Source organism: Paenibacillus hexagrammi, assembly GCF_021513275.1.
GTDB lineage: Bacteria > Bacillota > Bacilli > Paenibacillales > NBRC-103111 > Paenibacillus_E > Paenibacillus_E hexagrammi.
Genome location: NZ_CP090978.1, coordinates 6,227,710 through 6,239,830 on the forward strand (window position 1 = coordinate 6,227,710; position 12,121 = coordinate 6,239,830).

Consider the following 12,121-nt stretch of genomic DNA (forward strand, 5'->3'; position numbering starts at 1 on the left):
CTATAACTGAGCGAATGATGAAAGGATCAGCAAGGGGGTGAAAGGGGCTAAAAACTCATACTTATTGGACAGCATTCTGCACCCTGCGTAACAATGGCTGCAGCGTAACATGAAGTTTGCAAAAGGGGTATTGACTTCCTTTGATTAATATCTTAATATTAAGATATACAAAATAAAGATATCGCAGAAAGCTAGCCGACAAGAAGCTTCACCTACTAGCAGCCGAAAGGAAGTGACTCTCTATGAAGTCTGCACCGGATAACGAATCTCTTCGTTTATACATTGCTTTGTCCAGAGCAAGCGAATGGGTGAATGCCCATGCTGACCGAGACATCAAGAGACACGGCCTGACCCGAACGGAATTCGGTGTGCTGGAGCTGCTGTATCACAAGGGCTCGCAGCCGCTGCAGCAAATCGGCGGCAAGGTGCTCATGAGCAGCGGCAATATTACGTACGTCGTCGATAAGCTGGAGAAGAAGGGGTATGTGCAGCGCAGAACCTCTCCTGATGACAGAAGGTTAATTTTCGCCGATATGACAGAACAGGGCAAAGGGTTCATTGAAGAAGTGTTTCCCATGCACACGGATGTCATTGAGAAAGCAGTCGAAGGTCTCTCCCCCAGGAGAAGCGGGCTGCCTCCATCCTGCTGAAGAAGCTGGGCCAACACGCACAGGCAACATTCAAGTAGTTATATACCGCTGACGGGTATAACTGCTTATCTTTTAGAACAATATCTTAATATTAAGATATTACATCAACCAAAACTAAAGGAGATGGAAATTATGAGTCAACTTACAAATCAGCAACAACAAGGACAACAAGCAACTTCGGGTATTCATCATATTACTGCTTTTGTACAAAACGCACAGGGTACGGTCGATTTCTATGCAGGTGTGCTCGGACTTCGTTTGGTCAAAAAAACGATCAACTTCGATGCGCCGGAGGTGTACCATCTGTACTTTGGCGATGAAATGGGATCGCCCGGCACGATCATTACGTTCTTCCCTTGGGCAGGGTCCCGCAAAGGCCGCATCGGCGGCGGTCAGGTCGGCATCACAACGTATGTCGTTCCTGAAGGTGCATTGGCTTTCTGGGAAGAGCGCCTGACGCAGCATGGTGTTACCTACGAAACGACAGTCCGATTCGGTGAAACCTATCTCCAATTCAAAGATAGTGAAGGCCTCAATCTTGAAATTGTTGCACGGAAAGCGGGCAAAGCAAGCACGTGGGCGTTTGGCGGCATCCCAGCGGACAAAGCCATTAAAGGATTCGGTGGAGCGGTGCTCTACAGTACAGCGCCGGATCGAACAGGGGCTTTGCTGGAGCAAGTCATGGGCCTTCACAAAGTAGGTCAAGAAGGGGCATACGCCCGGTATGTGGCATCCGCCGATCTGGGTAACGTGATTGATGTGAACGTAACGCCAATGCCATACGGCGCTGGAGGAGCGGGTACTGTGCATCATATTGCTTGGCGGGCCAAAGATTATGAGGATCATGAACGCTGGAGAGCGCATGTGGAGCAAAACGGCTTCCATCCGACTCCGATCATCGACCGTCAGTATTTTAACGCCATCTACTTCCGGGAAGCGGGCGGTATTCTGTTCGAAATCGCTACAGATCCTCCGGGCTTTGCGCGTGACGAGGATACGGAAGCACTGGGCGATAAATTGATGCTCCCTGAGTGGTACGAACCGAACCGCTCCGAAATCGAGAAAAACCTGCCGCCTATTCAGGTGCGGACACTGGAGGTGAATGAGTGATGAAGCATATTTTTCAAAAGGCATTGATTCTAAAGCCCCTGTGTTGCTGCTGCTGCATGGCACCGGCGGTACGGAAACAGATTTGCTGCCACTGGCAAAAGAAATCTCGCCGGATTCCTCTGTGCTAAGCGTGAGAGGTAATGTGCTTGAGAACGGGATGCCTCGATTTTTCAGGAGGCTGGCAGAGGGTGTGTTCGACGAGGAGGATCTGCTCCTTCGGACTGAGGAGCTGCATGCATTCCTGGACGAGGCAGCGGGGCAGTACGAGTTCGACCGCGGCAATGTGGTTGCGGTCGGTTACTCGAACGGTGCGAACATCGCAGGGAGCCTCTTATTCCACTGCGAGGGCTCCCTCCGGGGCGCGGTCCTGCACCATCCGATGGTGCCGCGGCGCGGCGTGCAGCTGCCGGATTTGTCGGCAGTCCCTTGCTTTATCGGAGCGGGGCGTAATGACCCGATCTGCACAGTAGCGGAGACGGAGGAGCTGATCGAGCTCTTGGAATCCGCGGGTGCTCCGGTTACCGCGCACTGGACGGCGCAGGGCCACCAGCTGACGTATCCCGAGGTGCAGGCCGCTGCCGCTTGGTTCAAGCAGGTATTTCTGAAATAAAATAGATGGATAGGCTCCATCTTTTGTGAAATGTAAAAAGACCGATGCCGGCGGGCATCGGTCTTTTTTGTCAGTAGAGCTGGGTCCATTTCGAGCTTCAGCAGCTTTTCTTCGAATGCTTCTAAAACTATCCAAGGAACCTTCTGCACTTCTTCAAACACTTCTGAGCACTTCATTAGCTCTACAAATAATGGTCCCTTAAGAACCTATCTCTGTAGGCGGCTGTATGTAGTGTCGGTTCACTCAAAGCTCCAATCCAGTCACACCGTCGCCGACCTGGCGTCGGTCTTCTTCTGCACGCTACGCAACCGAACGGCGAAGCCGATCGCGGCCGAGGTCAGACCAACGATGATGCCGACCCAGAAGCCGAATGGGCCGAGGGCAGTGTGGGACGCCAGCATATACCCGGCGGGTATACCAACGCCCCAATAGGAGATCAGCGCGATGATAAACGGCACCGACGTGTCTTTATAGCCGCGCAGGGTGCCCTGCAGCGATGCTTGGGCTGCATCGGAGAGCTGGTAGAACGCAGCATAGATCAGGAACTGCTTGATCCAGAGAATCACTTCTCGCTGGGAGCTGTACAGCATAGCGATGTCTCCCCGAAGGAGATATAAGAAGATTGAGCAGGTCCCCATCAGTCCAATTGCCGAGAAAATCCCAAATCGGCTGTAAGCCCTGGCATCCTTCGGGCGATCCGCGCCCAGCTCGTAAGCGACTAGGATTGTTAACGCCGAGGATATGCTGAGAGGCACCATGAACAGCAGGGAGGAGAAATTAATGGCAGCTTGGTGAGCGGCAATCTTGACGGTGTCGAACATAGTGCCCATGAGCAGAGTCACAACAGAGAAAATACTCGCTTCAAAGAAAATCGACAGACCGATCGGTACGCCGATCGACAGCTGCTCCTTCCATGCCTGCCAGGAAGGTCTATACCATTTGAGCAGTAGACGGTAACGGCGGGTGGCTTCAACACGAAATACCATGATGACATTGAGCAGCATAATCAGCCAATACGTGATGGCAGTCGCATATCCTGCGCCTGCACCACCTAATCTAGGAAAGCCAAGCTCGCCAAAGATGAGTGCATAATTCAGCAAGGCATTCACCGGAACGGCGATCAGCAGAATAACCATCGAAATTCGCGTGAATCCCTGCGCATCAAAGAAATTGCGCAGCACACTTGAAGCAAATAGCGGAATGATGCCGATGGACAGACCGGTCAGGTAGCGCTTGGCTACATCCTGCACAGCGGCATCCAGATGCATGATCCCCAGCACAGGCTCTAGGAAGACAGACCCCAGAATGATGATGACGACAGCCAGCAGTACGGCGAGGTACAGGGCTTGCGTGACCACTTTGGCAATCTGCTCATGCTGTCCGCCGCCATATAAGCCTGCAACCATGGGCGTGACGGCGAGCATAATGCCGCTGAGTCCAATGGCGATCGGCATCCAGAGGCTGGCACCAATCGCAACACCTGCCAAATCGCTGGTTCCTGCACGTCCTGACATCATCGTATCGAGCACGGTCATAGCGTTATAGCTAATTTGTGTAACTAAAATAGGGAGTAAAATTTGCAAAAATAATGTAATTTTTGATTTCCAAGTTGCTGCATGCTGCATGAGTGTTTTACCTCCGAAAAACCTTGAATTGTCGAGTATGGCGGGTAGAAGATTGCAGTCGTCGCAGCCATAAAAACGATTGTAACAGAGTTATCTGTATTCGCCTATATGAATCTTACAAAGGTCAATTAAGTCGTCCAAGCTTTCTGTTGCTCTTGTCTTCCAATTGTTGGTAGAATAAATCAGTGTACGATAGCTTCGTAGAACGGGTATAGGAGAGTGAGGAATAGAAACGCGGCCTCCTGTCCAGGACGTAGCATCAGAACCCGCTAAAATAAAGGGAGTGTTGAGTGTTGGAGATGGTTGTGGATTGCGCAATATTAGGTGGGGGACCGGCAGGTCTGAATGCGGCTCTTGTGTTAGGAAGATCGAGAAGACGGGTCATATTGTTTGATAACAACCAGCCAAGAAATGCTGTTACCGGAGTGTCACACGGCTTTATTACCCGTGACGGTGTAACGCCTCAAGAGTTCAGGCAGTTGGCACATCAGGATTTAGCTAAATACCCCAATATCGAGCTGCGGCAAGCTGCGGTTACGGATATCGTTAAAGCAGCAGAGGGCACCTTTCGGATCACGACCGAGAATGGTGAGCAGTATGAGGCCAAAACCGTGCTTTTGGCGACTGGGCTAAAGAATATCCTTCCTGCTGTTGAAGGTATTGAAGATTTCTATGGAAAAAGCTTATTCAGCTGCCCTTATTGCGATGGATGGGAGCATCAGGATCAGCCGCTTATATTGATTTCTGAAAATCCGTACATCTTTCATACCACCAAGGTGTTATACAACTGGAGCAAGGATATTATCGTCGCCTCTAACGGACATTCCTATTTGACCGATGAACAGAAGGCCGTACTGCAAGCCAAACAGATTCCATATTATGAGCAAAAGATCATTTCGCTCGCCGGACAAGACGGCAAGCTGGAGAGAGTCATCTTCGAAGACGGGACCGAGATCGAGCGAGCGGGTGGCGTTGCCGCAGCGGGCTGGCGCCAGGCACTGCCCTTCGGCGAGCTGCTCGGCTGCGAATTGACCGACTTCGGAGGCATCAAGACCGACGGGTTCGGCAGAACGAACGTGAAGGGTGTCTATGCAGCCGGAGATGCTGCGCTCGTGGAGCCTGCGCAGCTGGTCATAGCCGCGGCGGATGGCAGTAAGGCCGCTATTGGCATCAATTCGGATATGCTGCTGGCTGAATTCGGGTGATACGGTATGATTTCTGAGCTACATTTCAATGAAACGAATTCGTCCCCGTCGGGATGGTCGTAAGCGACAGCTCCACTCTGTCCGCCCCTGAAAGCAGGAGCGGGCTTTTTTGCCGTTCCAAATTTGCAAGCGCTCCCCGAAGACTTATAATAAGGGCAACTATAACCGAGAGGATGCGCGCTTATGTTCTACTCCCTGAAGAACCGGTTGATTGCTTTCTTTGTGCTGCTGCTCGTACTATCCTTCAGTGCGGTATCATTTCTGATTTTCAATGAATCCCGGTCCATGATCCGTAATTATATCGAATCTTCCGCATTAGAAAAGATGGACGAGTACGGCTCCTTCGTCAATATGGCGCTTATGCAAATCTATGACTTATCCTCGATCGTATTTAACAGCGATGCAACCAAAACATGGGATAACACATTAATAGATCCTAACGTATCAGACGGCGAGAAGATGCTGGCGAACATCGATATGAGCCAATTTCTGACGAGGGCTACGAACAGCTACTCCAGTATTTCGTCTGTACTCATCTATAGACAGGAGGGGCTGTGGGTAGGCACAGACAATCAGGTGATGGAGGATAGCAGCTTCCTGCAAGAGTCTTGGTATCAGCAGTTCAAGCAGAAGGGCGACCGGTGGGTGAATGCGCATACAGATGAGTTTGAAGCCAAGCGCTCAAGCCCGTACAAGGTGGTAAGCTTGCTGCTTCCGATCGGTACCTTCGAGCCGTCCATCGCCAGGAACGTGATGAAGGTGAACGTGAATGAGCAATTTTTCCTTGAGCCGCTAAACCGCATTCATCTGGGGGATAGCGGAACGATATTTCTCCTCGATGAAGAGGGCCAGCCCATCTTGTCGCAGGATGATTACAAGACGCATACGCAGGAAGTGCAAAAGGTCGAGGAAATTCGTAACAGTCAGTCCATGCAGGGAGTCGTCTATGTCGACAATGAACGCGGGTACACAGACATTCTCGTGTACAAAAAGCTGAAAGAAAGCAACTGGATGCTCGTATGCTTTGTGCCTGAGAATGAGCTCTTCGCCAAGCTGAATAAGCTGCGGACCAGTATTTTCTTTGTAGCCAGCCTTCTCTTGATTGCTGCGATCATCATTGCCACCTCGCTTTCCTACGGCATCACCAAGCCGTTATCGAGACTGGCCTCGGCTATGCGCTATGTGCAGCAGGGGGATTTTTCTCTGGCGGAGAGCCGGATTCCTCCCGAGAGGAGCGTTCGCAACGAAGTTGGCTTTGTTACGTCGACGTTTCGGCACATGGTCGGGCAGCTTAGGCATCATATTAAGATGGAATTCGAGCTCAAGCTGCTGCGGCAGAGAGCGGAATATAAAGCGCTGCTGATGCAGATCAATCCGCATTTTCTCTTTAACACCTTGGAGCTGCTCAGCAGTCTTGCCATTCAGCAGCGTACGCAGGATACAGTTCGGGTCATCGAGTCCTTGGGTAAAATGCTTCGCTTCTCGCTCCGCAGCAACGATGATATCGTGCCGCTAAGCGAGGAGATGCAGTACGTTAAGCACTATGCCTCGATTCTGCAAATCCGCTTCCGGGAGAAGCTGACGGTATCGATTGAAATGAATGCCGGTCCGGAGCTGGAGCGTCTGCATATCGTTAAGTTTATTCTTCAGCCGCTGCTGGAGAATGCGGTGAAGTACAGCTTCCAGCAGCAGACAGAAGCTGAGGTTCGGGTCACGGTGGGGACGCACGAAGGGAAGCTCAGTCTGTGTGTATCCGATAACGGCCCCGGCATGCAGCCGGATCTGGTACAGAGTCTGTATGCGGAGGCCAGAGCTATGCACGTGGACCAGATTTTGAACAGCCGCACCCGACAAATTGGACTTCGCAATGTGTTAGCCCGGTGTCAGCTCTATTATGGGGAGTTGTTCACTTTTGTTATTGATTCAAATCCGGGAGAGGGAACTCGCATCGAGCTCTGTCTGCCCATTCAGGAGGGGAAGCAGGATGTATCGAGTCATGATCGTGGATGATGAGCCTGAAATCCGAATGGGGCTCCGCCTCAAGGTGGATTGGGACCTATTAGGGCTTACGGTTGCCGCGGAAGCATCCAATGGTGTCGAAGCGTTGGAGAAGCTGGAGGTCGATCCTTACGACATTGTGGTTACCGATATGAACATGCCGGCCATGAACGGTGTATCACTGCTGGAGGCTTGCCGTCTGCGGTATCCACAACTCAAATTGATTGTGATTACGGGGTACGAGGATTTCCATTATGCCCATGCGGCCTTGAAAAGTAAGGTGCGTGATTATTTGCTGAAGCCAGTCTCGCAGGATGAATTGACCGAGGCACTGAGCAAGGTAGTTCGTGAACTGGAGGAAGCCAGAAGCGCGATGAATCAGCAGGAAGTGACGCAGTGGCGAATGACGCGCTATTTCAAGGAGATGAAAGAGCACTTTCTCGTGCACCTGGTCAAAGAGGAGTGGGCTGGGGCAAGCGTTGTGCAGGAGCGCTCCAAGTGGTTTCAGCTTGATTCTTGGGGGGCGGCCCCGGTACGGTTTCTTGCCGCGGGACTTCCGGTACGTGCATGGCAGGGCACGGATGAAGAACGGACACCGGATAAGCTGCGACTGCCTTTCGAGCTGATCGGCAGAGAATTTGCAGAATCGTGGGAAGAGCCGCTTGAGGTATTCCGTGATCCGAATTACCCGGGGCTGCTGCATGCTGTGATCCAGGGCGATTTGGATAGCGCCCAGCGCTTTGCCCGTGCGTTTAAGGATTGCGTGAGCCGTCAGCTTGCCTACGAGCCGGTGGTTGGCGTCGGAGAGCCTGTGCTCGGCTTTGAGGCCTGGAAGGAAGGCTACTTATCCGCACTGTTGGCGTGGAATATGACGGAAAGCCGGACGCAAGGCTGGGAGCAAGACTCCGGGGCCGGCGGCAAGGTTGTCTTGTCGGAGGATACGGCCAAGATCGTTCAAAAATACCTGCTGCGCGGGGAATTCGAGCAGTTCAGACAAGTACTGCGCCGGGAGCTGGGCGCTGCCTTCTCTCATTCCGGTGTTCAGTTCGTTAAACTGATTTTTCAGCTGTATGTGTTGATGGATACGACCGCTCATAACGCGGGAGTCAGACCGGTCGGCTCCGGCCAGCTCTGGATTCGTCCCGGCTTGGTGCACAGTCTGAACACAGTGGAGAAGGCCGAAGAATTCCTGATGTCGCTGGGAACCGCGATAATGCGCCAGCTGAAGTCTGGGTCCGAGGATGCCGAGCAATCTATGATTGAGGCAGCTCAGCAGTACATCCAGGAGAACTATATGTACGAGATCAGCCTGTCGATGCTCGCAGAACGCTTTAATTATCATCCTACTTATTTCTCCGAGCTGTTTAAAGCGAAGGTGGGAACGACTTTTATCCAGTACGTGACGGATCTGAGAATGAAGCAGGCCGTCCATCTGCTGGAGGACACGGGGCTCGGTCTTGCGGATATCTCCGAGTTGACCGGCTTCTCGAATGCGAGCTACTTCAGCTCTAAATTCAAAAAGCTGTACGGCATGAGTCCATCCGACTACCGTCAGCAAGCATCCGAAAAATTTAATAACGAAGAGCCGAAGAAATAGAATTCAAGCGAATGCGCCGCTTCCGTATGATAGAGATACAGATAACAGCACTGTACTCGATACTTACACGTTAGGAGGCGGCATGCATGAATACGACGCGACGAACAAACCTTTGGCGCCAAAACCGAACGGCCTATCTATTTTTGCTTCCTTGGCTGCTCGGTTTTTTTGGCCTTACGCTGGGACCCATGCTGGGCTCTCTCTACTTGTCTTTTACCAATTATAATTTGCTTACTCCGCCGGAGTTTCTCGGGGTTGGCAATTACGTACAGATGTTTACGGATGATCCAACCTTTTACGGGTCTTTGAAGGTTACCTTTGCCTATGTGCTTTTCTCGGTACCGCTGCGTTTGATCTTCGCTCTATTGGTAGCGATGGCTTTGAATAAAGGCATCAAGGCGCTCGGTATCTACCGAACCGTATACTACATTCCGTCGCTGCTCGGAGGCAGCGTAGCGATCGCGATCGTCTGGCGTAAAATCTTCGACGGCGATGGTCTCCTGAATCACTTTCTCGGATTTTTCGGCATTGATGGTCCGGCCTGGATCGCCAACCCGAACTACATCATGCATACGATTGTTACACTGGCTGTTTGGCAGTTCGGTTCGGCCATGGTGATTTTTTTGGCGGGGCTCAAGCAGGTTCCTGCTGATCTCTATGAGGCTTCGCAGGTGGACGGCGCCGGGAAGGTTCGGCAATTTTTCCAGATTACCTTGCCGCTCTTATCTCCGGTTCTCTTCTTTAACCTGGTGATGAGCATTATCAACTCCTTTCAGGTCTTTACCCCGGGCTATGTCATCGGGGACGGACGCGGAGGTCCGCTGGATTCCACATTGTTTTACACACTGAACCTGTATATGCAAGGGTTTTCCTTCTTTAACATGGGGTACGCTGCAGCTCTGGCTTGGATTATGGTCATCATCATCGGGGTGTTCACAGGCGTCATCTTCCTGACTTCGAAGTATTGGGTCTTCTATGGCGATGGCAAGGATGAGAGGGGATGAGAACATGACACATTCAACCGCATTAGGACGTACAAGCAGACACGTGATCATTATCGCCCTCGGCCTGATTATGATGTATCCGGTCCTATGGCTGCTCTTCAGCTCCTTTAAGCCGAATACGATGATCTTTACCGATACCAGCCTGTGGCCGAAGCAGTGGACGCTGCAAAATTATGTGAATGGCTGGAAAGGGCTGCAGGGCATCTCCTTCGGGCGCTTCTTCGCCAATTCCTTGCAGGTGTCGGGATTTTCGATGCTGGGGAACGTGGTGACCTGCTCGCTTGCTGCTTTTGCTTTTGCCAGATTGGAATTCCGCTTCAAGAAGGTGATGTTCGGGCTCATGCTGGTTACCATCATGATTCCTTATCACGTCACGCTGGTGCCGCAATATATCATGTACAACAAACTTGAATGGATTAACACGTATTTGCCGCTCGTTGTTCCGAAGTGGCTCGCACATGACTCGTTCTTTATTCTGCTGATGGTCCAGTTTATCCGGGGGATTCCCAAAGAGCTCGATGAGAGCGCTGTAATCGATGGCTGCGGACAAGGCCAAATTTACTGGCGCATTATGCTGCCGCAGCTGGTGCCCGCTCTGATTACGACGGCCATCTTCACGTTCATGTGGACCTGGGATGATTTCTTCAGTCAAATGATCTATTTGAACAAAGTGAGCCTGTTCACAGTACAGCTCGGCATTCGCTCCTTGTTCGATCCTTCCGGTGAATCCGATTGGGGCGCATTGCTGGCGATGTCGGTCCTGTCCCTGGTTCCGATTATGACAATCTTCCTGTCGTTTCAGCGGTACTTCCTCGATGGGATTGCGACAACAGGTTTGAAATAAGCATGCAGCAATACCTGAAAAAATGAATAGTCAACTGCCGAAGGAATGACATTCATTCGTGAGGCGCTGCTAGGGTAAGATCAATACACAGGCTCCATACTACCAATAAGGGGGATTACAAGATGAAGAAACGTTTTATGGGACTGGCAATGACGATGACGATGATGGCTTCCGTCCTGGCCGCTTGTGGTGGCGGAACCGCTGGAGGACCTGCAGCAGCAGGTACGTCTGCTCCTGCAACGACGTCGGCTGCGGGAGCAGCTGCGGCAAGCGGTGAGCAGGTTGAGCTGCGCGTCATGTGGTGGGGAGATCAGAAGCGTGCGGATCGCACGAATGAAGCGCTGCGCAAGTTTGAGGAGAAGAATCCGAACATCAAGGTTGTCGGCGAATTCGCGCCCAGCTCCGGTTACTTCGATAAGCTGAATACACAGCTAGCTTCCGGAACGGCTCCAGACGCTTTCTTCCTTGGCGGTAACGTTGTGGATTATGCCAACAAAGGCGTTCTGCTTGACCTAGACCCTTATGTAGGCAAAGAACTGGACCTATCTGATATGGATAAATCGATGATTGATTACGGTACGATCAAGGGCAAGCTGCTGCATATCTCGGCAGGCGCCAACGCCCGTGGAATCATCGTGAATACAGACATGTTTAAAAAGGCTGGCATTCCCGTCCCTCAAGACGGCTGGAATTGGGATGATTACGCTCGCATCAGTAAAGAGATTTCCGACAAGCTGGGCAAAGGCTACTTCGGTACGTATGATTTCACCGTAGACGGTATGGATATTTCCTTTAAGCAAAACGGTAAGATGCTTTACGACATGGATAACAGCAAGCTTGGCTTCGATCAGGCTGATGCGGAGAAATGGTTCGGCTACTGGAACGAGATGCATAAGAACGGCGGCGTCGTTACACCGGAGCTGCAAGTCTCCAATCCGCCTGCAGATACAAGCAAATCCCTTGTTGTTACCGGCAAAGCAGCTATGATGCTGATCGGCTCCAACCAGCTGGTCGCTCACCAGAACCTGACGCAGGACAAATTAACGCTGGTGCAAGTGCCTAGAGGCGACAAAGGGACGGCTGTCGTATTCGAATCGAGCCAAGGCTTGTCCGGCTATGCGAAAACGAAACATCCTGCCGAAGTCGCGAAGCTGATGGACTTCTGGATCAATGATCCGGATGCAGCTAAAATTCTGGGCAACGACCGCGGCGTGCCGGTTACGTCCAAGATGCGCGATTTGCTCAAGAAGGATGCCAACCCTGTCGATCAAATTATCTATGACTACACTAGCCGCGTTTCGGAAGAAGCGAAGAAAGAGAACGTCAAAGTCAGCTACAACCCTCCGGGCTTCACCGAGTACTCCAAGCTGGCGGAGACAACCGTTCAAGAGATTTCGTTCGGTAAAAAAGATGTGAAAAAGGGCGTAGAAGATTTCTATAACGGTACGATGAAAATTTTCAATAAGAACCAGTAATGG

General features: G+C 51.5%; 9 protein-coding genes and 1 pseudogene. 9 read left to right on the plus strand and 1 reads right to left on the minus strand.

The window, feature by feature from the left end; all coding sequences use genetic code 11:
- Window positions 1-242 precede the first annotated feature (242 nt).
- The 3 genes and pseudogenes from L0M14_RS28590 to L0M14_RS28600 all read left to right on the plus strand — a co-directional run bounded on the left by L0M14_RS28590 (window position 243) and on the right by L0M14_RS28600 (window position 2,370).
- A pseudogene (locus L0M14_RS28590) lies at window positions 243-688 on the plus strand (MarR family winged helix-turn-helix transcriptional regulator).
- A gap of 94 nt (window positions 689-782) precedes the next feature.
- A complete protein-coding gene (locus tag L0M14_RS28595; RefSeq protein ID WP_235119786.1) occupies window positions 783-1,760 on the plus strand; it encodes a ring-cleaving dioxygenase in 978 nt (325 codons plus the stop codon).
- Window positions 1,753-2,370: an alpha/beta hydrolase gene (locus L0M14_RS28600; protein WP_235119788.1), complete on the plus strand. Its 618-nt coding sequence runs from the start codon at window positions 1,753-1,755 to the stop codon at window positions 2,368-2,370. Before L0M14_RS28595 ends, L0M14_RS28600 begins: the two co-directional genes overlap by 8 nt.
- Window positions 2,371-2,630: 260 nt before the next feature.
- On the opposite strand, the gene L0M14_RS28605 is transcribed toward L0M14_RS28600, so the two are convergent.
- On the minus strand, window positions 2,631-3,995 hold the full coding sequence (locus L0M14_RS28605; protein WP_235119789.1) for an MATE family efflux transporter: 1,365 nt from the start codon (window positions 3,993-3,995) through the stop codon (window positions 2,631-2,633).
- A 299-nt stretch (window positions 3,996-4,294) separates the two neighbouring features.
- On the opposite strand from L0M14_RS28605, the gene L0M14_RS28610 reads away from it, so the two are divergent.
- The 6 genes from L0M14_RS28610 to L0M14_RS28635 all read left to right on the plus strand — a co-directional run bounded on the left by L0M14_RS28610 (window position 4,295) and on the right by L0M14_RS28635 (window position 12,118).
- Window positions 4,295-5,200, plus strand: a complete 906-nt coding sequence (locus tag L0M14_RS28610; protein WP_235123061.1) for an NAD(P)/FAD-dependent oxidoreductase — start codon at window positions 4,295-4,297, stop codon at window positions 5,198-5,200.
- A 183-nt stretch (window positions 5,201-5,383) separates the two neighbouring features.
- Complete coding sequence (locus tag L0M14_RS28615) at window positions 5,384-7,210, plus strand: sensor histidine kinase (protein WP_235119790.1); 1,827 nt, start codon at window positions 5,384-5,386, stop codon at window positions 7,208-7,210.
- Window positions 7,185-8,795, plus strand: a complete 1,611-nt coding sequence (locus tag L0M14_RS28620; RefSeq protein WP_235119791.1) for a response regulator transcription factor — start codon at window positions 7,185-7,187, stop codon at window positions 8,793-8,795. The genes L0M14_RS28615 and L0M14_RS28620 overlap by 26 nt, the downstream gene beginning before the upstream one ends.
- Before the next feature lie 86 nt (window positions 8,796-8,881).
- Entirely contained in the window at window positions 8,882-9,799 is a 918-nt protein-coding gene (locus tag L0M14_RS28625; protein WP_235119792.1) for a carbohydrate ABC transporter permease, read from the plus strand.
- A 4-nt stretch (window positions 9,800-9,803) separates the two neighbouring features.
- Complete coding sequence (locus L0M14_RS28630) at window positions 9,804-10,643, plus strand: carbohydrate ABC transporter permease (protein ID WP_235119793.1); 840 nt, start codon at window positions 9,804-9,806, stop codon at window positions 10,641-10,643.
- Window positions 10,644-10,804: 161 nt separating this feature from the next.
- Entirely contained in the window at window positions 10,805-12,118 is a 1,314-nt protein-coding gene (locus L0M14_RS28635) for an ABC transporter substrate-binding protein (RefSeq protein ID WP_405031158.1), read from the plus strand.
- Window positions 12,119-12,121: the final 3 nt, after the last annotated feature.

Coding starts and splice junctions, on each gene's coding strand:
- L0M14_RS28595 (WP_235119786.1), top strand. CDS start 783: ATGAGTCAACTTACAAATCAGCAACAACAAGGACAACAAGCAACTTCG.
- L0M14_RS28625 (WP_235119792.1), top strand. CDS start 8,882: ATGAATACGACGCGACGAACAAACCTTTGGCGCCAAAACCGAACGGCC.
- L0M14_RS28605 (WP_235119789.1), bottom strand. CDS start 3,995: ATGCAGCATGCAGCAACTTGGAAATCAAAAATTACATTATTTTTGCAA.
- L0M14_RS28620 (WP_235119791.1), top strand. CDS start 7,185: ATGTATCGAGTCATGATCGTGGATGATGAGCCTGAAATCCGAATGGGG.
- L0M14_RS28630 (WP_235119793.1), top strand. CDS start 9,804: ATGACACATTCAACCGCATTAGGACGTACAAGCAGACACGTGATCATT.
- L0M14_RS28600 (WP_235119788.1), top strand. CDS start 1,753: ATGAGTGATGAAGCATATTTTTCAAAAGGCATTGATTCTAAAGCCCCT.
- L0M14_RS28610 (WP_235123061.1), top strand. CDS start 4,295: ATGGTTGTGGATTGCGCAATATTAGGTGGGGGACCGGCAGGTCTGAAT.
- L0M14_RS28615 (WP_235119790.1), top strand. CDS start 5,384: ATGTTCTACTCCCTGAAGAACCGGTTGATTGCTTTCTTTGTGCTGCTG.
- L0M14_RS28635 (WP_405031158.1), top strand. CDS start 10,805: ATGATGGCTTCCGTCCTGGCCGCTTGTGGTGGCGGAACCGCTGGAGGA.